The 23,078-nt window shown below is 30.6% G+C and carries 22 protein-coding genes; 12 read left to right on the top strand and 10 right to left on the bottom strand.

Annotation, left to right across the window (positions count from 1 at the left end; translation table 4 throughout):
• Positions 1-35 precede the first annotated feature (35 nt).
• From HLA87_RS02425 to HLA87_RS02410, 4 genes are all read right to left on the bottom strand, one after another.
• Positions 36-1,901: an HK97 family phage prohead protease gene (locus HLA87_RS02425; RefSeq protein ID WP_171111578.1), complete on the bottom strand. Its 1,866-nt coding sequence runs from the start codon at positions 1,899-1,901 to the stop codon at positions 36-38.
• Positions 1,901-3,154 carry a phage portal protein gene (locus HLA87_RS02420; RefSeq protein WP_171111576.1) on the bottom strand — a complete coding sequence of 418 codons (1,254 nt, stop codon included), beginning with the start codon at positions 3,152-3,154 and terminating at the stop codon, positions 1,901-1,903. Before HLA87_RS02420 ends, HLA87_RS02425 begins: the two co-directional genes overlap by 1 nt.
• A 70-nt stretch (positions 3,155-3,224) precedes the next feature.
• Positions 3,225-5,024 (bottom strand): terminase TerL endonuclease subunit, encoded by a 1,800-nt coding sequence (locus tag HLA87_RS02415; protein WP_171111574.1) that lies wholly within the window; start codon positions 5,022-5,024, stop codon positions 3,225-3,227.
• Positions 5,011-5,634 carry a hypothetical protein gene (locus HLA87_RS02410; protein ID WP_171111572.1) on the bottom strand — a complete coding sequence of 208 codons (624 nt, stop codon included), beginning with the start codon at positions 5,632-5,634 and terminating at the stop codon, positions 5,011-5,013. The genes HLA87_RS02415 and HLA87_RS02410 overlap by 14 nt, the downstream gene beginning before the upstream one ends.
• A 1,133-nt stretch (positions 5,635-6,767) precedes the next feature.
• On the opposite strand from HLA87_RS02410, the gene HLA87_RS02405 reads away from it, so the two are divergent.
• The 9 genes from HLA87_RS02405 (at position 6,768) to HLA87_RS02365 (ending at position 15,541) form a co-directional block, all read left to right on the top strand.
• On the top strand, positions 6,768-7,076 hold the full coding sequence (locus HLA87_RS02405; protein ID WP_171111570.1) for a hypothetical protein: 309 nt from the start codon (positions 6,768-6,770) through the stop codon (positions 7,074-7,076).
• 173 nt (positions 7,077-7,249) lie between these two features.
• Positions 7,250-7,414: a hypothetical protein gene (locus HLA87_RS02400; protein WP_171111568.1), complete on the top strand. Its 165-nt coding sequence runs from the start codon at positions 7,250-7,252 to the stop codon at positions 7,412-7,414.
• Positions 7,415-7,423: 9 nt separating this feature from the next.
• Positions 7,424-8,179 (top strand): tyrosine-type recombinase/integrase, encoded by a 756-nt coding sequence (locus HLA87_RS03640; RefSeq protein ID WP_171111566.1) that lies wholly within the window; start codon positions 7,424-7,426, stop codon positions 8,177-8,179.
• Between the two features lie 464 nt (positions 8,180-8,643).
• Complete coding sequence (locus HLA87_RS02390) at positions 8,644-10,371, top strand: S41 family peptidase (RefSeq protein ID WP_171111564.1); 1,728 nt, start codon at positions 8,644-8,646, stop codon at positions 10,369-10,371.
• Between the two features lie 135 nt (positions 10,372-10,506).
• Positions 10,507-10,746 carry a preprotein translocase subunit SecG gene (gene secG, locus HLA87_RS02385; RefSeq protein ID WP_171111562.1) on the top strand — a complete coding sequence of 80 codons (240 nt, stop codon included), beginning with the start codon at positions 10,507-10,509 and terminating at the stop codon, positions 10,744-10,746.
• A 3-nt stretch (positions 10,747-10,749) separates the two neighbouring features.
• Entirely contained in the window at positions 10,750-12,936 is a 2,187-nt protein-coding gene (gene rnr, locus HLA87_RS02380; protein ID WP_171111560.1) for a ribonuclease R, read from the top strand.
• Positions 12,926-13,696 carry a tRNA1(Val) (adenine(37)-N6)-methyltransferase gene (locus HLA87_RS02375; protein ID WP_171111559.1) on the top strand — a complete coding sequence of 257 codons (771 nt, stop codon included), beginning with the start codon at positions 12,926-12,928 and terminating at the stop codon, positions 13,694-13,696. The genes rnr and HLA87_RS02375 overlap by 11 nt, the downstream gene beginning before the upstream one ends.
• 8 nt (positions 13,697-13,704) lie before the next feature.
• Positions 13,705-15,246 (top strand): methionine--tRNA ligase, encoded by a 1,542-nt coding sequence (gene metG / locus HLA87_RS02370; protein ID WP_171111557.1) that lies wholly within the window; start codon positions 13,705-13,707, stop codon positions 15,244-15,246.
• A 13-nt stretch (positions 15,247-15,259) separates the two neighbouring features.
• Complete coding sequence (locus HLA87_RS02365; protein ID WP_171111554.1) at positions 15,260-15,541, top strand: antibiotic biosynthesis monooxygenase; 282 nt, start codon at positions 15,260-15,262, stop codon at positions 15,539-15,541.
• 45 nt (positions 15,542-15,586) lie between these two features.
• Here the strand turns inward: HLA87_RS02365 and HLA87_RS02360 are convergent, their stop codons facing one another.
• The 3 genes from HLA87_RS02360 to pyrH are packed head-to-tail and all read right to left on the bottom strand — an operon-like array spanning position 15,587 to position 17,272.
• On the bottom strand, positions 15,587-16,000 hold the full coding sequence (locus tag HLA87_RS02360; protein WP_171111552.1) for a hypothetical protein: 414 nt from the start codon (positions 15,998-16,000) through the stop codon (positions 15,587-15,589).
• A 4-nt stretch (positions 16,001-16,004) separates the two neighbouring features.
• Positions 16,005-16,556, bottom strand: coding sequence for a ribosome recycling factor (gene frr / locus HLA87_RS02355; RefSeq protein WP_171111550.1), 552 nt, complete (start codon positions 16,554-16,556; stop codon positions 16,005-16,007).
• Positions 16,556-17,272 carry a UMP kinase gene (gene pyrH / locus HLA87_RS02350; protein ID WP_171111548.1) on the bottom strand — a complete coding sequence of 239 codons (717 nt, stop codon included), beginning with the start codon at positions 17,270-17,272 and terminating at the stop codon, positions 16,556-16,558. The genes frr and pyrH overlap by 1 nt, the downstream gene beginning before the upstream one ends.
• A 216-nt stretch (positions 17,273-17,488) precedes the next feature.
• On the opposite strand from pyrH, the gene HLA87_RS02345 reads away from it, so the two are divergent.
• The 3 genes from HLA87_RS02345 to HLA87_RS02335 are packed head-to-tail and all read left to right on the top strand — an operon-like array spanning position 17,489 to position 20,817.
• A complete protein-coding gene (locus HLA87_RS02345; protein ID WP_237022738.1) occupies positions 17,489-18,340 on the top strand; it encodes an ABC transporter ATP-binding protein in 852 nt (283 codons plus the stop codon).
• Positions 18,341-18,347: 7 nt separating this feature from the next.
• Positions 18,348-19,853: an ABC transporter permease gene (locus HLA87_RS02340; RefSeq protein ID WP_171111546.1), complete on the top strand. Its 1,506-nt coding sequence runs from the start codon at positions 18,348-18,350 to the stop codon at positions 19,851-19,853.
• Positions 19,854-19,860: 7 nt separating this feature from the next.
• The gene (locus tag HLA87_RS02335) at positions 19,861-20,817 is read left to right on the top strand and encodes a phosphatidate cytidylyltransferase (protein ID WP_171111544.1); all 957 of its coding nucleotides are present in this window, start codon (positions 19,861-19,863) and stop codon (positions 20,815-20,817) included.
• A 63-nt stretch (positions 20,818-20,880) separates the two neighbouring features.
• On the opposite strand, the gene fba is transcribed toward HLA87_RS02335, so the two are convergent.
• The 3 genes from fba to HLA87_RS02320 all read right to left on the bottom strand — a co-directional run bounded on the left by fba (position 20,881) and on the right by HLA87_RS02320 (position 23,058).
• On the bottom strand, positions 20,881-21,744 hold the full coding sequence (gene fba, locus HLA87_RS02330) for a class II fructose-1,6-bisphosphate aldolase (RefSeq protein WP_171112044.1): 864 nt from the start codon (positions 21,742-21,744) through the stop codon (positions 20,881-20,883).
• Between the two features lies 1 nt (position 21,745).
• Positions 21,746-22,009, bottom strand: coding sequence for a DNA-directed RNA polymerase subunit delta (gene rpoE / locus HLA87_RS02325; RefSeq protein ID WP_171111542.1), 264 nt, complete (start codon positions 22,007-22,009; stop codon positions 21,746-21,748).
• Between the two features lie 257 nt (positions 22,010-22,266).
• Positions 22,267-23,058 (bottom strand): hypothetical protein, encoded by a 792-nt coding sequence (locus HLA87_RS02320; protein ID WP_171111540.1) that lies wholly within the window; start codon positions 23,056-23,058, stop codon positions 22,267-22,269.
• Positions 23,059-23,078 lie beyond the last annotated feature (20 nt).

Genomic DNA, 23,078 nt, shown 5'->3' with positions numbered 1-23,078 from the left:
GTTTAAAACTAGTCGATATAGAAAAAAGCAGAAGCTTATTTAACTTCTACATATCTCGAGTTGACGTGTGGGTCGATTAGTTTGATTTCACCACGAGTTTGAATGATTTTAACACTCATATCTTTGTCTAACTCTGAGTAAGGGTCACCTGCTACGGTAATGCTTAGACCATATGCTAATAACGAATCTTTAGCAAAGATAGCTGCGACTTTTTTGCCTTTTTCAATTGTGTCATCTGGGTAGTCATCACTAATTAAGATAGGCACGCCACGATAAGTTCTTGCGACTGGGTCGTAAAGTTTTTTACGCGCGTCGTCGATGCCTTTAGCTCAGTCAACTTCTAACGCATTCAATGTTGATGGATGCATTGCAATCACATATTTAGCAAGCACGCCGTCGCCGTATTTAGCGATTAAATCTTTCAATACAACTTCTAAGTCATCAAATGTAAACTTGTTAGTTGTTGCTGTTGTTCTTTTGGCTTCTAATGTAAATCCACCGGTATAAGTTGATGCGTTAAAAGCTGTGCCAGCATGTTTGAATAAACCAGCATAAAGTTCATGTCTTAAACCTCTTCAAATTGAGTTTTTAGCGTCTGCAATTTGGGCTGCTCAAGCGTCGTCACCATTTGATAACGCATTGTTTTGTTTTAGTTTTCAACCGTAACGTTTTGGACTTAGTTTAACTTTGAAAGTTTGTCCCCCGAAGTCTGGTAGTGAAGCGCCTTCAGCGGTTGCTGTTACAGATTGCTTAGCTGGTACATAAATTGATTTAGAAACTTCATCAAGTCCAGTCAAGTTTAATTTTTGAGTATATTCTGTAAATTCTGGGAATATTGCGTTAATTTCTGTAAGAATTCCCGGCATAGTTGTTGTTTCGATTAATGCTAATCCTTTTAAGTCGGTTGTTGCATCTAACGCTCTTTTTTGTAAGTCAATATTTTTAGAAATTAGTTCTAACTCTTTTTTATCTCCATCGCTTAAGAAGTCGATTGACTTGTTAAACATTTTTAATTTGTCGCTTGCTGATAATTTTTCACCGCGAGCCGATTTAGATTTCAATGTAATAAATTCTTGGTCGGTTAAGTCGCTATTTTTAACTTCTGGAGCGTTTTGAGTCGCTAAACTTTTTAAAAATGCTGAACGGTCTTTGTGTTCTGTTTTTAAAGACTCTACGCACGCCTTTAATTCATTAATTGTATTGTTCATTTCTACAATTTTTTCAGCGTCCTTGTTGATTTCAGGCGCTTCAATTTGTTTTTCTTTTTCGATATCTGTCATATCAATTTTCTCCATTTCTTTTTCTTGTTGTTTTTTGTTTTGAGCTTCGATAAACGCATCCAATGGCGCAACATCTACTGCTCTATCCTGAGAATAAACTCGGCAGTTATTTTGTGGGAAGAAACCTGCGTAAACAGGGTCAATGCTTAAAAGTTTTCCACGTTTATAAACAACTTCGTAATCAAGTTCAGGATTACCTTCAACTTCTCTAAACTCGGTATCCAAGCTTTCGAATATGAAAGAGTTAGACTCAACTACTCCTTCAGCTATTCATTTTTCAACCTTGTTAAGCAATGAGTTATTTGGGTCGCTTTTAATTTTTGCGACTATTTTATTTCCGTCTTTTTGAACGCTCATTGACTTATTTTTAGTGCTTGCTAACAAGTACTCAATGCTCATTTTGTGGTCTAAATAACTATTTATATTTTGAGCTTCGAGTGGTTGTTCGAAGTCGAAGGCGTCTAATGCTATTTTTTCCCGATATTTGCTACCGAGAATATTAGTATAGACTGGACTTCACGAGTCTAATTCGACTGTCATTTCAATTGTCTTACTACCGTCATTTTCAACTGCTTCATTTTTTGAAATCTGTGAAAAATAGACTAGTTTTTTGTTATTCATTAAGTGTCCTCCTTTCCCTTTTCTTTAGGGACGTCAAAATTTGGATTTTGTAATAAATTAACCGGCGTAAGCGTTCCGTTTGCTAATAAACTGTCGCCGTCGGGATGTTTATCAAAACCGAGCAATTCACGAATCTCATTTGGAGTAATAAATCCGTTATTAATACCACTCGACGCGAATTCTTGAATGCTTTTAGCGTCAATGCTTAAAAGGTCGATAGGTCGGTAAGTAATTTCTTCATCACGTCCACCGATTGCTTTAGTCATTTCTTGCGTAATATTAATTAATAGAGGTTTAAGAGAGTTGTCAACATAAGCTCGATTTAATTCAACGCTCGAGTTGTATTTGTTAGGGTCGTCAATACCTAACTTCGCCGGCGGAATACCTAAACTGGCTGCAAACTCTCGGCCAATGCTGTTTCGCGTTTGATGGTCTATTTGCATATTTACAAGGTCACCAATTTTTCCAACGTCTCATTTTTGGTCAACGACCATACCAAGACTACCAGTTTGTTTTTGACGTTGAATCATTGCCCGAATTGCATTCTCTGCTTCCTCACGCTGTTCACGATTAGTTGCGTCACGAATTTTAACTAGCAAGTTGTGACGTAAGTCATAAGTAACAGCTCGAGCTAGCGATATTTCGTTTTCTTTTAACTTAGCGATTGTACTTTTGAAGAGGGTTCGAATGTTTAATGATTCAAAGCCGGGGATTAATTCATAATCAATTCAAATAATTTCATCGTCATAAAGTCGCAACGGTTTATCACCTTTAACTCATCAATATTGAACTCCGTTTTCATTTTCTTCCTTTTCTACATAATTAGGGAAAATCGGAAAAAGTTCGGCAATTGAGTTGCTTTCAGGTTCACGGACAACTAAAATCGGAGCTTTACCGTGAAGCATTAAGTTTCAAATTAAAGTCTTTTTAAAAGCTCAGGGCGTTTGCGTTTGATTTGGCGAAGTATTTAATAATTTTGAAAGTTGCGAATTAGCAATCGGAACACGCTCACCATTGCTTAAAATTTTTAAATGTCTAAAATTAACTTTTCCAATGTCATTTGCGATTAGTTGAACTGCTCTAACACACAACCCATACATTAAAAACTCGGCTGCCGAAAGTGGGTTATTTAAGGAATTAGTCGAATAACCATTTAAAGAATACGAAAAATCCTGATAACGCTCGACGCTACCAGTTAGTTTATTTGGTTTACGTTTAAAAATGTTTTTAAAAAATGTTTTTACAGTGCTCATACAACTCCAGTTTTTTTAAGTTGTATAAACGTTTGTAAGTTTGTGTGTTTTAGTTTTAGTTCCTAATAAATTAAGTAATTATATTATACATCAAATCGGAAGTAGAAGAAAAAACATTATGACGTTCGCTGACCGTATTTAACACGGCCATAAACGCATCAATTCTCGAATTACTCGTTAATTTTTTAATTCAAAACGTTCCACTAGAGCTGTTAGTTTGTTTAACTTGAACGTTTAAAATGTGATTCATTAACATTTCATTATTGTCGATAAAATAAATCTGTTTATTAGCCAGTTTAATCTCAAATTCTTGAAATGCTGGATTTAAATATATACCTTGCTTAACTTCTTGTAAGTCATACTCGCTAAAAACGTCATTATTGATTAAGTTCTGCTTAATCGCAAAAAATTCTCACTTATCATAAAGCACTTTTTCAATGTTGTAAGTTTGCTTTCATTCCTTCAATTTATTGACGATGTGAGAGTAGTCAATCATCTTTCCTTTGCTAATTGTAAGAATACCTTGGTTGAGTCAGTCACGGTATCTTGCTTTATCGCTTAATTCCTTTTTAACAAGACTTTCTTCGGGTATAAAACCGTGAACTTTAAAAACATAAATATTTTCGCCATCAGGCCTTGGAATTTCTCAACTGATTGCTATTGCAGTAGTGTCATTAGTGCTTGATAAGTCAAGCCCAACGAGTGCCGGAATAGTTGAAAGCGAGTGAGTAGTCAAATAATCTTTTACAATTTCTTCGCACTCTTTTTGACTGTCTAAAATTTGTGAGATTGTAAAGTAAGCACTTCCTGAATTACTCCAAATCCCAAGTCGCTTTGCTTTGAACTCGGCTTCTGCTTGAGCGCTGGTAATAGTAGCATACTCAGCTAATAAGTCATCAAGACTAACACTAACTCCTAAGCCAGGGTTTGCTTTTTTTCAAAGTGACGAGTCTTGTCAGTTGTCTATGTCGGCCTCATCTAACTCAGCACAAAATAAAAATATTGCGAAGTTTGGGTGAATAGTGTCGGGACTTTGAATTTGTTCGGTTAAAAATGTTTTATAGTCCTTTTCACGATAATAGCAAACGCTGTCAATGTTATTACCTTTGGTTGTGTCATAAACAATTAACTGATTTTTTCTTGATAAGTTTTTGGAACTTTTAGCACTCTCTTGCATAGTGTTATCTTTGTGTAAGTGATATTCAGTCAAGATTACTAAACTTGGATTTTTACCTTCTAAACCCGCCTTATCAAACGGCAACGCTTTAATTAACCCCATTTTAGTGCTTACGATTCTAATACTATTAAAACGTTCAAACTTCGACTGTAAGGCCTTATTCCGTTTAATATAACCAAGTGCTATGTTGTAAGGTATATTTGAGCTTTCTTTATGAGCTCCGCAAAAATACACTTCACTTTTCCCATCCCCAAGCAATCCCCGAGTTGTCGCTAGTGCAATCATCGCTCAAAACGACGACTTTCACTGCTTACGGGCTTCAACGTCAAAAACTTCACTAGTTATCAAACTAGACTCATCAGACTTATAAACTCAACCTAAAATAAAACCGGCCATAAACTTACGAAAGTCAGGAAATATAAAACGCTCGCTAGTTTCTGGAATAACGATGCGATTAGCAAACTGCTCCAATTTTTGAAATTTATCAACTTTAAAAACAAACGGAAAGTCGACTTCAGTTTTCGAACGATAAAGAAATAATAAATGACGAGCACAAGCATATATCGTCATCAGCGAATTATTAGTGTTATCTTTCACGACGCTTAAACTATAAGCTGTGACGGGGTCGTCAACTTTATAACTTTTAAAAAACTCGAATACTTTGTTTCACGTCGGATTATTAAAAATCTTCATCTTCTTCCAAGTTCTCGCTTTCGCCAATTAGCAGTCTATTCAACTTTTCTTTTGAGACTTCAATTTCTAGGTTTGCTTTAATATGATGGCGTATGTTTATCATAATTTCTTCACTATCATCGCTTTTAAGAACTAACCGTCCTTTTTCGTCATAAGCATAAAGTTGTGTATCAGCTTCTAACGTTATAAATTCAAGTCGTAAAGTTTGATAACGCTTATACAAGATTGCTAAATTCTTAAGCGATGATGTTACTCACTTTTTGGTGTTGTCGTAAAAGATTACTTCGCTTGGATGAGAATCACGTTCTAAAGTTGAAATGTCAGCTCGTTTTAAAGCTTCACGTTCTAAATTTAACTGGTTAGTTTCTTTTTCGATTTCTCGAGTTACATAATCAATTTCAGATTGTAACGCTTGAAGCTTTTGTGGTTTTATAACTTTAAATCAAGCATTAACTGCTTTTTGTTTTTCTTTTAATTTTGTGATTTGCTCATCGATTGCTAATAACATAAACGAGTTAGTAAAGTTATCGAGATTTAAGTCTTGATTGATATTTTGAAATTCTTGTCGAAGTTTTTCTATTTCATTTTTATTTTTGAACTTTAGGTTCATATTATTCTCCTATCTTGAATATTAGAATTAGAGAATTAAGCGCTTGTCTTTAAAATAACACAAACACGTAAAAAAGTGAAATAAAAAAATTTTTAAAAAATAGAGTCGGCTTTCGTTTTTTAGTCACTTTTAAGGGGGTAACTCGTTTTATTTTTTTTATTTTTTTCTTTTTTTATTAGCACTCTCCCTATTAGACTGCTAAATACCTTTATTTTTCTTATTATATTTTTTAAATTAGTAGTAATAATAGTCTTTATATAAATAAAAATAGTAAATAATATATAAAAATATAGCGTTTTTGCGTTTTTTGATTTTCCGACTAAAATTTTTGGTGAACGAAGTCGTATAAAAAGTGAAAATGATGGTAAATATAGTGAAAGTTATAAGTTCAAAAGTGAACGCAGTTGCCGAATTAGTGAATTTATTCGGGTCGTTAGTGAAAGTTAGAATTTAGCACTCTTATTAAATATTTTGAACAGTTGAATTTTAGACCTTTCACTTTTTTAGCTGTTCGTTCACTTTTTTAGCGTTTATCTTTCACTTTTTATATTAAATATTCACTTTTAAGGGGGGTATCTTTCACTTTTTTAGGTACATCGTTCACTTTTTCTTAGGTATTTTGACGTATTTGGAGCTTTAAAATTAGTGAATTGACCGCTGAAATTTTTTAAGAAAATGTGGAAAAATGTGAAAAAAACACGCACGAAGGTTGGCGGGTGGGTTAAATGACGTATCGACTTTTTTCTACTACCCCCCTACCACCCCGACTTCACTCATCGTAAATTTCTCTAAAAATTAACAACTTTACGCACAAACTTAAGATCATTAACCGCATAACAACTTAAAAAATAACTAAATTTAAAACTATAATAATTTTTAACTAACTAAACTAACCATTCCCCCATCGCCAATAATACTTATATATACGCACGCACACACGCACACACGCACGCACGCACGCATACCTTTTATGAAATAACGAAAACAAAGGCTCAAAAAAATTATTTATGTTTTTTATGTTTTTTATTTTGATTACGTTTTTTAGAGTTATAATATTAATGTAAGGACACAAGCAAATAATAGATCGCAAGCAACTTACATAAATAAACACATTAAAATTTTAGGAGATTAAAATGAACAATTCAATATGACAAAATTTAAAAATAACAAATGAGCAAGTTGGGAATGCAGTTGGTAACAGCATCGTAATTTACTTACCAAAAAGTTCTAAATATGCAGGTTATTACTTCTTCCATCCAGCTAAACTTGTAAGACGTCAAGGTTATGCATTCAGCTTTGGTTTTACTGACGACTTTAAATTCAATTTAAAAAAGAATGGAAATGGTAGATATAACAAATTTGACGTTATTAAAGAAGTAACTTTAAGCGCAACTGAATTAAAAGAAGCATTTGAAAAACAACAAAAAGGCATCTGAGATTAATGCCTACTATAAGGACATAACTATGACTATATTGCAACGTCGTCGGCATTACGTCGACACATTCGAATATTCAGTTTTTAAAGACTTATGTATATTGACAGCATTACAATCTTTAACTACTAAAACAACTTTTAATGTGATACATATCACAACTAATTAAGGAGCAACAAATTATGAAAAAAAACAGAACAATAAGTTTATATAACTCGCCTGAAATATTAAATGCGATTGACGACTTAAAAGAGCAAGGAGTTACTTCTAGCTTTGTCGCTAAAACCGCAATAAAAGAATATATTATTAAATACTATCCAGAAGTTGCTAAACGCAATAAATTGTAAGGAGTAGAAATGACTAAAATCGAACTATTTTTTAAATACCTTGAAAATCGAGGTTTAGCACCTAGTACTTTAAATACTTATCGAGCGTTTGCTCGTCGCATTGACGTTGAAAAGCGCAGTCACGAACAAATTAAAAAGATTATTTTATCGCTAAAATCTAACCACCAACTATCATGTAAGACCTTTTATCAGTCATATCTTAAATATATTAATGACGTTGAAAAACTTAACGACTTAATGGCCTTGAAGTTACCGCCATTACCGGTCAAATATTTTCCAACAATCTCAATTGATGAACTTTATGCTAAAACAACGCAACGAGAAAGCAATACTTATAGCACTAACCGCAGTCTTATTGTGATAAGATTTTTGTTTGAGACAGGTCTCAGAATTAGTGAACTTTATACGATTAAAGAAGTCGGTTCCCGTCTTTATGTTTTGGGGAAAGGGAATAAGTATCGTCAATTCTTTTATAAACAAGATACTTGGGACATTGTAAAGTTTTATATTAGTAAAAAGTCTTTACCTATTCGAGCAACTTTGATGACTGCTGTTCATCGACTATTTGGCGATGAGTTTACATTGCACAGCTTACGTCGTTCGTTTGCGACTCACATGCTAAAAAACGGCGCTGAAGTAAAAGTAGTTCAAAAACAATTAGGTCATTCATCCGTAAACACAACTTATCGCTATTTTCAATTAACTGAAGAAGAGTCCTTTAATATTTATAGCAATTTTATAAATAAAAAACACGTCCAGATTTAGACGTGCCTGCAATATTATTTTTTTAGATAATTAAACAAAATTTAGGAACACGAGGCAACACACAAGACTCGGGTTTTAATATATACATAACCTAGCAAATTAATAATTTTTTAAATTGCATATGATAAGGAACTAATATTTACCTGTTAACTTAACAAACATTTATACTGATTTGATTAGCGGAGCAACAGCTCGATATTACCCCGCATTTTAATTATTATTTAATTGTATAAAAGCAGAAATATTAACTTAAAGTAATGTAAATTAAAATAGTTTAAAAAAGTTTAAATTTATTTTTGGTAAAAGCTTTTCCGAATTATAATAATATTAACAGAGAGCTCATCATTTGAGAAAATGTTCCATAATTATAATATTATAGTTAAAATATAAATTTAATAGATAATAAAGATGAAAAAAAGACTGAATTTAAAATATTTAATCTAGGAAAATGAAAGGATAAAACAATGAAAAACATTTCAAAATTTATAAAAATTATAAAAACACTGAATTTTATTCCAGTTTTGTCCGTTTTTGCAATTTCTTCATCATGTTCTAATAAAATCAATTACAATTCATCAACAGATTATGAAAATAATCAAAATTTTAGTGACATTGACGAAAGAGATCAAGTTTTGAACATAATAAAAAAAGCCGATTTTGTTAAGTTTGATTCAGAAGATATTAATAAAATATACGATAATTTTAATTATTACACCAAAGGAAATGCATCACCATATATTAAAATAAAAAAATCGTTGCAGTTATTCGAAAAATACTGAAAAATAGATAAAAACAGTGAACCATGAGTGATAAATATTTTAAATAAATATGATGGGCCTGATATTACAATCGACGCGATCAATGATGAAATAATAATCAATAAATATGATAAAAACAAGACTCAAGAAGTTAATAATTATGTCGAAATGTTTGGAGATAGTATCATAATTAATAAAAAAGTCTGCAATTTCGGTTATGATAAAAAAATAAAAACAAGTGAATATGGTTTTAAAATAATCAGTTATGAAAATGACATTTTAATACCTTATTATATATTTAATACTCTGTTTTTATCGCCTAACTATATCAACTTATATTATGACGGAACAAAATATCAACTTTTCGAAAAAATTGTAAATTTTGACAATAAAAAATTTAAAAACTTCTTTGATTGTGCCTTTCCCGGAATTACGCCCTTTAAGGAGATTAGGGAAGATTCATACAATTCATTAAAATTCCTTATGAATAATTATTATGGTTTAAATAAGTATTATGAATATACTTCATGAGAATCAATCCTAGATAAATACAGGGATGCTATGTTAGATATTAATCCAGATAATTACACAGGGGCGTATTTCAATTTTTTCAATAGTCTAAATGATTTACATTCTAATATAATCATTCCATCTTTATTCAACTATCGCATTAAATATTATCAACAAAGCAACAAAAGAAAAACATATGCTAAATTAGATAATCAATTAAAAAATAGAAGATCTTTGATTTTGGAAAATAGTGATCAGAACACAAATTTCTTCGGCTATTTAAGAAATAATTTATTCATTTCTTTTGACGAATTTACTCAAAATATGAATGTAAAAGGCAAGGATTTTGAATTAAAAAATTTATTCTTATCTTCGATTTTAAAGTTGAAAAATCACAAAGATGTTAATAATATAATTATAGATTTATCAACTAATGGTGGTGGAGATTTATCAATAATGTTGTGAATAGCCAAATTATTATCAAAAGATAAGGAAATATCATTTTACAATTACAATGACTTAAATGAATCACTAATCAAATCCACACTATCAGAGAGCAAATTTAGCACGCAATACTTAAGTAAAGACTTTATACAAGCAAAAAATATACTAAAAAGTAAGCAAGTTATTTTATTAGTAAGCAACAATACATTTAGTGCCGCAAATTTACTAACCTCAATAGTTAAAGATTACGATTTAGGTTTAATAATTGGCGCAAAAACTGGTGGCGGGATGGCTTCAATTATGCCTACCGTTTTAGCTGACGGAACTTCAGTTGCAATATCTTCAAATAACTTATTTTTAAACAAGAATCGCACACAAATAGAGGATGGAATTGAACCTGATATTAAGTTACCATATGATGATTTTTATGATTTCAGAAAAATGGAGCAAGCTATAAACAACTTCCAAAAAACGAAATAATTTAATTTCGTTTTTTTATTATCGGTCCAATATGAATCTCATCTAAACACATACAAACGCATATAAAATATCAAGTAATAGTATATAATTCAAAAGTATAATTTAATATTAAATACAACCTATCAAGGAGGCACTATGCCAAGTTTAATAATCTCAATAATTCTTGTTGTTATTTCAGTAATAGTAATTATTGTGTCTTTAATGATGTCTCCAGACTCAAATGGCTTTTCAGGAGCATTAGTTGGTTCTGGCGACTTGGAACTATTTAAATCATCAAAAGAAAGGGGTGTGAAGAAATTCATGAAGTGAACAATGTTCACCATGGGTATTTTAATAATCATACTGGCTGTGTGCGTTAAAATCTTCACTAAATAATTTATGATAAATACCGAAAAAATATACGAATATATCAAAAACAATCCAAAAACATCGTTCATTCAAATTGCAAAAGGGTTAAAAATACCTGTATCAAAAAACAAAGAACTGACAACAACATTGCGTAAAATGTCAGATGATTTTTTAATATGTTTGTTCAGGGATCAAACTTTTATTGCATTGGAAAATATCACTAAAGTTACTGGTAAATTAAAATATGCTTCAGAAGGAAAATTTGCTTTCGTTGATGTTGTTTATGATTTAAATCCCGAAGACAACGAGTCATTTTTTGTACCTTCTCAATATTTTAATAAAGCTTTGTCCGGTGACACAGTTACATTAAATGTCTACAAATATTTGGATCACAAAGATGAAAAAACCTTTGGTGTTGTTTCATCAATAGTTGAACGTAATGATGAAAAAATTAGTGGTGTATTAGAATTATCTAATGGCCAAATGACTTTTAAACCACTAAAAAAAGAATTTAAAAATATTAATTTTATGATTAATGAATTCAATGTCGATGCGCGACTTGATGATTTAGTCATGGCTAAAATACATTCATATAAAGACCGCAATATTGAAGTTAATATAGTTGAAAAAGTTTCAAATTTATCCGACCCATTATGCTATGTAAAATCGCTTTTATCTGAACGTGAATTACCAAAATGTTTCGAAGAAAACGTCATAAATGAATCTAGCCAAATTCCTGATACAATCGATGAAAAAGGAATGAAAAAACGTGTTGATTTTAGAAATGAATTAGTTGTAACAATTGATGGTGATTCGACCAAGGATTTTGATGATGCCATATGTGTTAAGAAAATTGATAATAAATATTATGAATTGCAAGTTCACATTGCTGATGTAAGTTATTATGTTACTGAAAATAGTGAAATTGACAAAGAAGCCTTAAAAAGAGGAACTTCGACTTATCTAGCTAACCAAGTTATTCCTATGCTTCCAGAAAAATTATCAAATGGAATTTGTTCTTTAAACCCAAACGAAGATAGATTCACAATGAGTATCATCATACAAATTGATAATTACGGACGCACTATTTCTTCTAAATTAGTTACCGGTATCATAAACTCAAAATATAGACTAACTTACAATCGTGTTAATGAATTTATTGATGATAAAAAACGGTTTGAAGATAATAATTTAAATAAAATGCTAGGTTTAGCTTATGAATTAACTCAAAAAATTAGAAATGTTAAAAATGATGAAGGTTATATAGATTTTGAAATTGAAGAACCTAAAATAATTTTCGATCAAGATAACCATGTTATTGATGTCGTAGTAGACAAAAGCGGAACAAGTGAAAGAATGATTGAAGACTTCATGGTCAGAGCTAATGAAGAAACTGCAAAAATTCTTGAAGAACATAAAATACCATTGCTTTTCCGTGTTCATGAAGCGCCTAGTGAAGAGAAAATAAATTATTTCAAACAAGTTATGAATGCTTTAAATATAAAAGTGGAATTAGGCGGCCAAAATATAACCCCCAAATCTTTCCAACAAACAATAGAAAAAATTAAACAACAAAGATTTGATAGTTTTCTGCAAATAATGTTTTTAAGAACTATGTCAAAAGCTGTTTATAGCCCAGACAATATTGGACACTTTGGGTTGGCTTCAAAACATTACTGTCACTTTACAAGTCCAATTCGTAGATATCCTGATTTAATTGTACATAGAGTGATTCGTGAAATTTTATTAAATAATGATAGAACTAAAATAGAGCACATGAATAAGATTCTAGATCAGATAGCTTTACAAACAAGTGAATCTGAACAAAAAGCAATGCAAATCGAAAGAGATACCAATGATCTTTTATATGCTGAATATTTTAGAAATAAAATAGGTCAAAGTTTTAACTGTCAAATCGTAAGTGTTTTAAAATTTGGTATGTTTGTTGAATTTGAAAACAAAACAAACGCACTAATTCACATCTCAACCATGACTGATGATGAATACTCAATAAACGATGAAGCAACTGAAATTATAGGTGCCAAATCTAAAAATAGATACCGTTTAGGTGACAAAGTAGCAGTGGTTGTTACAAAAACAGATCCGATAAATGGAAAAATTGATGCTTGTTTAGTCAAAAACTACGGCGATTATTTTAAAAACTTAAAAAATAACATAAATAAAATAAAGAAAAATTTTAATAAAAATGGAAAATAGAAAGCTTGTTAAAAATTCGCTAGGTTTTGATTCAAATTTATATATTTATCAAGATAAGGATATGTTTAATTACTCTGTAGATACAATACTTTTAGGAAATTTTGTATTTATAAACAAGCGCATTACCAATATGCTTGAAATTGGTACTAATAATGGCGCATTAGCTATTTTTATCAGTGAACGACACAAAGATTTAAATATTGATGCAATTGAAATTCAATCAAAAGCAGTTGAGTTAGCACAAAAGAATGTTGAGCTTAATAATAAATCTAATCAAATTAAAGTTATACATGTTGATTTTAATGATTTTTATCAAAATCACACTCGTAACAATCTAACAAAATACCAATCGATAGTAGTTAATCCACCATTTTATCCACCTGAAAATATGAAGGTTAGTAAACATGTTAGCGAAGAAACATTAATCGCAACTCACGAAATAGAATTAAATTTAAAACAAATTATTCAAGGCAGTGCAAAAATTATCGAGCAAAAAGGCTATTTAACTATGGTTATTCCTGTCGAAAGAATTGTTGATTGTTTTCAATATATGCGCGAATTCAAATTTGAGCCCAAAAGAATACAAATGATAATCCCGAGAGTCAACGATAAACCAAAATTGGTATTAATAGAGGCAAGATATCAAGCTGGTTGAGGAGTTCATTTTTTACCAAACCTTTATCTTCATGATGCCCAAAATAAAATCGATCATGAATATCTGCCAGAAATTAAAGAGCTATACAAACCAAAAAAAGTTTAAGGAGAATCATGAATAAAAAAACATGCTATATCACAACCCCGATTTATTATGTCTCAGGTCCATTGCATATTGGACATTTATACTCAACAATAATGGCTCGCACTATTGCAAACTACAAACAAATTATGGGCTATGATGTCAAATTTTTAACAGGTAGTGACGAACATGGACAAAAAATCCAAAATAAAGCTGAAAAATTAAATAAAAATCCTCAACAATTTGTTGATGAATTAGTTTCCGCTTATAAAGAAATGTGAAAAAAATGAGACATTCATTTTGATTATTTCTCTAGAACGACGAACACAAACCATGAGTTGGTTGTAAAGAAAATATTTTCTTGATTTTTGGAAAATGGATTTATTTATAAAGACAAATATGAAGGTTTGTATTCAGTTGAAGACGAAGAATTTTTAACTGAAGCACAGGCGTTAGAAATCGAAGGAAAATATTATCACCCAACTTCAAAACACGAGCTTATTCGTATGTCTGAAGAAAGCTACTTTTTTAAAATATCACAAATGCAACCATGATGAGAAAGCTATGTTCAGGAAAATAAAGACTTTTTATTGCCAAATAAAACTTTTAATGAAATAATGTCAAATTTTGTTAATGAAGGATTAGAAGATTTATCAGTTACTAGAACTAATGTAAAATGAGCAATTCCTATTAATGAAGAATCAAATCACACATTATATGTTTGATTAGATGCTTTATTTAACTATGTTACTGCTTTAAAATTTGATTTAACAAACCCTGGAGAAGATTATCGTAAATATTGAGAAAATGGTAACGAAATTATTCATATTTTAGGTAAAGAAATCTCTAGATTCCACTTCATTTATTGACCTATGTTTTTAAAAGCTTTGGATATGAAATTGCCAACCAATATAATGAGTCATGGTTTATTAAGAGACAAAGATGGACGCAAAATGTCTAAATCTCTAGGAAATGCTATCGAACCAGAATATCTTTTGAAAAATTACCACCCAGAAATGGTTAAGTATTACTTTGCTAGTCAAATAATTTTTGGTGAAGACGGAAATTTCAGTGAAGACAAACTTAAAGAAATGGTCAATGCTGACTTAGTGAATAATTTTGGAAATTTAGTATCTAGAACGCTTAAAATGATTTCAAACTCATTCGAAAATGGTACCGTATATAAAAGTTCAGATAATGAAATTCATTTAAATATTGAACAATCAATCTTATTATTTGATACTGAATTTTCAGTACTTATGGATGAGTTTAAAATTGATAAAGCATTTAAGAAAATGATCGAATTAAGTTCAAAATTAAACAAATACATTGATGAAACCACTCCTTGAAAACTAACTGATAATTTAGAAGAATTAAATTTAATTTTAAATAGATTATTAAATGGTATATACTCAATTAGTTGAGCTTTACAAATTGTTATGCCACAAAAAATTGAAGAAGTTGCAAGTGCGTTAAATATCAAAGGATTTAGCAAAGACAAATTACATGATTTCAATAAGTTTGATAACATCAAACCTATTGATAAATTTATGTTCTTTTCAAGATTAAAATAAAAATGGAGGAAATATGATTTACATAGTTTCAAAAGAAATAAAAATTAAAAAAGAATCCAAAGATGAATTCAATAAATTTATCAAGGAATGAATATACAAGTCTAAACAACAAGAATTGAATTTATCAATAGACGGGTTTTGAGTTGCAGATAAGTTCATGATTTTTGAACGCTGAAGTTCAGAAGAAAGTTTTTTGAAATTTACTAAATTGCCTGAATATAAAGTTTTTTTAACAACAATCGAATCTTTCGGCACAGAACCATTAAAAGTAAAAAAAATCAAGACTATAATTTAACTAAAAACAAAGAAAAACGTGTATATTCGCTATACACGTTTTTAATTATTGGGTTTGATTATCAATTGATTTTAAATCTTTAATTTTTGACAATGTATTTGCTTTTTGAGCATTTCTTATTTTTTCTTCTTGACTTTTTCAAACCATTAATGAAATAGTTGCACTGATAGGGAATAAAAACTGAAATACACTAATATTTCAATCATTTGCATAAAATATCCTATGTTTATAATAGATTACTCCCAACGGGATTGCAATAACATGTAGCAACACAGATACAATAAAAAACGATAATATCAATTTTAGAAATGTATAAGCAAGCTCTTTTTGTGGAGCACCATTATTTTTAGTGTTGATTACAGCAACAATAAATAATACAAGTAGCAATATCGCTGAAGCAATAAATGCAAAAATAGATAAGGCAGTTACTGTTCAAAAGGATACTTTTTTGAATTTCATGAACTTATAAACTCGTTAGTTCTTTCTCTTTTTCAGCGGTCATTTTATTTATTATTTCCACTTTTGCATCAACATGTTTTTGAATAACATCTTGATATCTTTTTTGTTCATCTTCACTTAATTCTTCATCGGCTTTTATAGCTTTCATAGCATCTTGACGAGCGTTTCTTACGCCAATTTTTGCTTGTTCGGTATATTTTGCAAGACTTTTAACTAATTCTTTTCTTCTTTCGGAAGTCAAAGCAGGGAATGTTAAACGGACTTGATTACCTTCATCAACTGGTTGTACACCCAAATTAGCCGCCAAAATAGCTTTGCAAATATCTTTAACTGATGACATATCAAATGGTTTTACAAGCAATTGGGCTGGTTCCGGTACTGATATGCTGGCTAATTCTTCAAGTGAAGTTGGTGTACCATAGTAGTCAATTTTAACTCCCTTAATTAGTTGCGGGTTGGCACGTCCTGTCGAGATTTTTGACAATTCAAAACCGTAATGATGAATAGCTTTTGTAGCTGTTTCTTCAAAATCTAATAAATATAAATCTAATTCCATTATTTAGTTACCTCCGTTAGTTCAATTGTTCCTTCGATTGCTCTTAAAATTGCATCAGGTTCTTGAATATCAAAAACAATTAATCCGATATTATTATCCCTAGCCATTGATGTTGCTGTTAAATCCATAACTTGCAATTTTCGTTCAAGAATTTCATCGTATGTTATGACATCAAATTTTTTTGCGTTTGGATTGTGTTTTGGATCTGAATCATAGATGCCTTTAACTCCATTTTTACCCATAAGTATTACGTCAGCTCCTATTTCAGATGCACAAAGAGTCGCAGCAGTATCGGTTGTGAAGTAAGGTCTACCTGTTCCGCCGGCAAAAATTACTACCTCACCATTTTCTAAATATTTTATAGCTTTTTCATTAATGTAATATTCTGCCACTCTTTGATCTATATTTAAAGAAGATTGGACTCTGGTTTTTAAGCCCATTTCTTCGAAACCACTCTGTAAAGCTAAACCATTCATAATTGTGGCAATCATTCCAATGTAGTCAGCCCTATTACGAGGAATACCGTTTTTTTCGGCACTAGCCCCTCTTCAAAAGTTACCACCGCCAATTACAACGCTAACTTGAATTCCTTTTTCAACAATTTTTTTTAACTGACGAGCAATGTTTTCAACTAAAGTGTAATCAATTGCTAAACTCTTTGACTTATTTGCTAAACCCTCGCCTGAAAGTTTAACGAGTATTCTTTTGTATTTCATAATTAGTATTACTCCCTATTAATTAATTATTAATATTATAAAGTAATTTATATTTAAATTTATAATCTTACCTATAAAATACTATTATTTTTTCCAAAATACTGCTATTAGAATAGTTTAAGGAAAATAAAAAGAAGAGTTGTTTCATAAAATCTGTTTTATCATTAAGAATTTAATATTTATATTAAGGTATAATTATTTAATAAAGAGGAAAACATGAAAAAAAACAATATAGAAATGTCAGGTGACTATGTAAACCCAGTCATTAAAAATTTGGTTGACCAACTTATGGAACATGATAACAAAGTTACAAATCATCCGCCTATCGAAACACGGGAATACAGAAATTATAAAAAAATAATTGAAATAAAAAATTTAACAAAATCATTCAAAATAAAAGGTGGCAAACTGCTTGCCGTCAATGACATGAGTTTAAATTTTTATAAAGGTTTAAACACTGCTTTATTAGGGTCAAATGGTGCAGGCAAAACCACCACAGTCGAAATGGTAGTCGGAATTTCAAGACCTACATCCGGAGTCATAAATTATCTTTTCGATGGTGTAGTTAACAACAAAATGGATGCATCAAAAATAGGTATCCAATTCCAAGATTCGTCGTATCCACAGGGTTTGACTGTACTTGATGTAATAAATTCAGTTAATAAAATCTACGGCGCAAAAACATCTGGAAAGGAATTACTATATCTGACTAAAGTGTTTGGGGTTGATGAATTCTTAACTAATAAGGCCGCTTCACTTTCTGGTGGTCAACACCAACGTCTTAATGCATTGCTAGCAATTATAAATAAACCTGAATTAGTTATATTAGATGAGTTAAGTACAGGTTTGGATTTAAAAATTAAAACTAGATTGATAAATTTCATTAAGGAATATGTCAAGGAAATTAATTCAACATTATTAATAATTTCTCATGATATTAGAGAAATTGAACAACTGGCAGACAGAATTGTGATAATGAACAAAGGTAAAGTGGTTTACGACCGAACAAAAGAAGAAACTATTCAAATTTATGGGTCTCTTGGTGCTTGTTTAGACGAATTTATTTAGGAGCAATATGAAGAATTGAGCAATAAACAATAAGGAAAAAAATCCTTTTAAAAAATCGATAAACCACAAATCTGATAACACATTTTGAGGCATTATTCAAATAATTAATAAACACTTCTGAAAAGCTTTCGTTGGTCCTTTTTTTGCTTTTTGTTACCCAATAGTTTTTACAATAATACTTGGTACTATTTTTAGTTATGAAATAATCATTGCAGCCACTTTTTCAATTGGACCGCTTGCAATTGCCTGCGTTGCGTTACCAACTGCTTTATTTGAATTTAAAAAATCAACCTTATTGAAAAGGATTGGAGCAACAAACATAAAACCAATAAACTTTTTATTAGTAATTGCATGTTATTACTTCTTAATTATGGTTTTTTCGGGTCTATGAACAGGATTAGTTAGCTTAGCATTTTTCGGAAGTAGATATTTCATCGAAGGTAAAGAACTATATTCAGTGGCTTTAGGAAGTGAAAACATTGCTGTTCGTTTATCTTCAATTAAAGATTTGTTTACGCGAATCCACTGGGGCGGTTATGTATACAGTTTCATAATTTTAACCATGGTTTCTCTAGCAGTCGGATTATTCTTGGTATCTATTTCTAAATCTATTTTGATGATTCAAGCAATTGGGTCAACCTTATTAATACTGACTATGTTTTTATCCGGACAAGTTCTTCCGCTTGCGCAGATTGCTGGTGTAAAAACAATGTGATACTTATCATATTTAACGCCTTTTAAGTCTCCGATAGTTCAAAACACAATGGCGTTTCAAGGCGCAGCACACACATCTCAAACATTTTATGTCAACAACTCAAATCATGTTTTAAATAATAATTTATATACTTATAGCGAATATGAAACCCTATTAAAAAGCATGAGCAATTTTACAAAATCGCTTGGTTATAATATTAATGAAAAAAATCAAGCGATTAACCCAGACCTAACGTTAGATAAATTTGTTATTACTATGAATGGATTTGACCAAAATACTGTAACTTCAATCGAATATGGAAAATATAACATTTTTAATGTTAATGAAGTATACGGCACAATAAATGCTTTAAACGGTTCATACTCAGCTAACACAACTTTTGAGTCTTTATTGAAATACAGTATTGAAAAACAACTAAATATATTATTAGATACAAACTCAACAGCAAAGCAAATTGAAGAAGCTAAAGGATTTCTAACAATGCTTGTAATAAAAGCTCCAACATCGCAAGCAAACCTTTTAGAAAATCTTAAATGGATGAAAGAAATCAATAATATTGGGCCAGGTTCTAATTTAATGGAATTATCAACTGCGTGAGTTTACAATGCTCTTAAAAATGAAGTATTGAAACAATACTCTGGTAAATTTGTCCAAATTAGCGGTTCATACTTAAGTGAAGATTCAATAATAAAAATTGGAACTAAAATTGAAAACATATTAAACTTTGTTTTACCATACGCTTGGTCAATCGTGTTGTTAGCGTCAGCACAAAAATCATTTACATGAAACACAAGATAGGAGAATTATGAAGAAAAATACCCTTTATGAACGTATAATTCCTGGAATTATCATTGCGGTGGTATTTTTGGGTACATTGATACCTTTATCAATATTCTCTTATGATTACCAAATTTCTAGAATATTATCATTTGTATTAATTTATGTAATATTTTTAACTTGCAGTTGGGAATACTTTCATGCTCAAAGATTAAAATGATACTGAGCAGTTACATTGTCATTACTCGTTTCGATTGTTGTGTTTATCCCAATCAAAGATATAACAATCCCGTGAATGACTAATTCAAGAATAGATAAACTCTACCCTCCACACCCTGATAAAGTAGTTCAATTGATGTACTATATGAAGTTAATTGCTATTGAACCCATAATCGTAATAGTGGTCATACTAATTGCTTTAGCTTTTATGATTATAGAATTATTCACTCGTAAATTTATCAAACCAATTGACCGGTTCGCGAGATTTATGTTCGCATTAGCAACCATTTATATTTTGGCCATATTCACAAAAGTTATACATGGCTTTTTGGTTTATGATTGGAAATATTGAGTAGCAATAGGATTGATTTCGGCTGCCTCTGACTCATTTGGATTTTTGTTCGGAAAACTCCTAGGTAAAAAATATTTTTCGAAACCATTTTCCCCAACAATTTCGCCAAATAAAACATGAGAAGGTTTTATTGGTTCTGAAATTTGTGGTGCAATAATTGCAGCTATTTCTGTCTTTAGTTTAGGTTTATTTGATTCAATATCAATAAAAATCGTCTTTTCTTTAATAGCTCCTTTATTTGCAGTTGCCGGTGATTTATATTTTTCTTACATCAAGAGAATCAATGGCATAAAAGACTATTCTAAACTGTTGCGTGGTCATGGAGGATTATTAGATAGAATAGACAGCATAAGTTTTATAACTATTTTGATGTTTCTATTTATTTTAATAAATCGCTTCACATTAACCGCTTAGCCTTTATTATAAATAATTAATAAAAATATCAGTTCGGCACTGATATTTTTATTATTGTTATTATTATGCTTTATCGTTAGAACCAAATTCGAAAATTTTCTCTTTTGTAGCTAGCTTCATGGCTTCAATACTGTTAGCTAATAATTTTCTGGGGTCATAATTTTTTCCCTCTAAATCTTTGTTAGTAATAATAAAATTTCTTAACGCTTCGTGGAAAGCCAATTGAAGTTCAGTATTAACATTTATTTTGGCTATACCCAATTTTATTGCACGAGACACTTGATCTTTTGGAATTCCGGACCCCCCATGTAAAACTAATCCAATTTTGCAAATTGTAGATAAGTTTTCTAGATGGTTGAAATCTAATGATTTCCATGTTGGAGGATATTTACCGTGTATATTGCCAACACCTGCTGCCAACATATCAATTCCCAATTGTGTCATTTTTAAAGCTTCAGAAGTGTCTGCTAATTCACCAGACCCAATAATACCATCTTCCTCTCCGCCAATAGTTCCTACTTCGGATTCAACACTGACATCAAACTTTTTAGCATATTCTACAACTTGTTTTGTTGATTCATAATTCGTTTCAAAAGGCAAACTTGAACCATCAAACATAACAGAACTAAATCCGGCGTTAATAGCTTTAAAACAGCCTTCTTTCGTCCCGTGGTCCAAATGTAAAACAATAGGCACAGTAATATTAAGGTCTCCTAAAAGACCTTCAACCATATTACGAACCGTTTTATAGCCGCCCATGTATTTAACAGCACCTTCACTTACACCGATGATTAATGGCGATTTAAATTCTTGTGCAGTTAATAATACGGCCTTTGCTCATTCTAAGTTATTAATATTAATGTGCGGTATGGCATACTTATTTTTGTACGCATCCGCAATCATTTTTTTAGCATTTGCAAATTTCATATTAAACTTCAAAACCGGGTCTAATTGTTCATTGGCCTTTTGCATTTCTTAAAAAGTTAGAATCAACTGTTAGAAGGCGGTATAGTTCACCTAATTTATTTACGCGGATAGCGTCATATTCTTTACCTTTTTCGTCAGCCTCGACTTCTCATTTTTCTTTTAATTCTTTTTCAACTTTATTAAATAAAAAATTAAACTCAACATATTTACCATCTTTACAGTGTTCATATGCGATTTGCGATACAACATCTAGCATTGTTTTCATAAATTCCTCCAATTTAGTGTATATAGTTTCATATTATATATGGAAACGTTATTTTATTAATTTATATTTCGTATTTATGTTTTTTTATGGTTGTTTTAGCGTTTTATCATAGACCAATATTCCCTAACCCAGTTTTATAAAGAATCGACAATATCACAATAATTACAGTCGAAACAGATAAAAACAAGGTTGCTCAAATAAATTTATTCACTGACTCTCTCTAAAATATAAAATTGCAGACGAGCTGCAATTAATTATTATTTAGATCAAGGAATACTGATTAGTCCATAAGCGTGTAAAACCAACACGATAATGCATAAAATCGCAATTACAAATACAACTGATAATAGTCAATATGTAATTTTAGATCATTGAGTTCTTTCAACGAAATGTCTGTATATTGTACGCATTTGAGTAGGTTTAGCTTTAAAACCTCTAATAACACTTGTTACTTCGTTAGATTCTGTGTCTCCGTCACGTAATAAGTAAGTTACTACAACTGAATCATCTGTTCATTTTACTGATGTTGGAACAAATTCGTATTTCGTTTCTGCTTTAACATCATCAAGTGAAACCTCAGATGGTAATTTAGTTTCTTTGTCTTCAATGTAAACTATTAACTCAGTAACTTCTTTATTTAGGTCTACTGTTGGTTTTTGAAGCTTTGGTTCAGCAACTGTTTCAGGTTTTGGTTCAACTTTTTTAGTTTTTACAGGTGCAACATCAATAAGTTTTTCTCTATTAATGAATTCGATAGCATCTTCATCTTTAACATTTTCCTGAGTTACTCTCTCAATCATAATAGCTGTTTTTTCAGGTGTCGCAGAACCTCTAAAGGCACCGTCTTTGTGGAATCAAACTCTTGAATTTCCTTCCAATGTGAACGCAATTCTGTTGAATTCATTAACCCCTTCTTTAAAGGTTTTGAAATTTATCAGTTCATCTACTTTTGCTCTTTTTAAATTGAATGAAATATTTCTATTTTCATCGTATTTTTCTGATAGATAAAATCTATTCAATTTTGGTTTTTTTGTTTCTTGTGTTGACATAATATTTCCCCTCATGTTAA

Origin of the sequence: Mycoplasma miroungigenitalium, assembly GCF_013008635.1 — a bacterium.
Classification (GTDB): domain Bacteria; phylum Bacillota_I; class Bacilli_A; order Mycoplasmatales; family Metamycoplasmataceae; genus Mycoplasmopsis; species Mycoplasmopsis miroungigenitalium.
The sequence above is the reverse complement of the archived record's forward strand: the minus strand, read 5'-3'. Positions and strand labels throughout refer to the sequence as shown.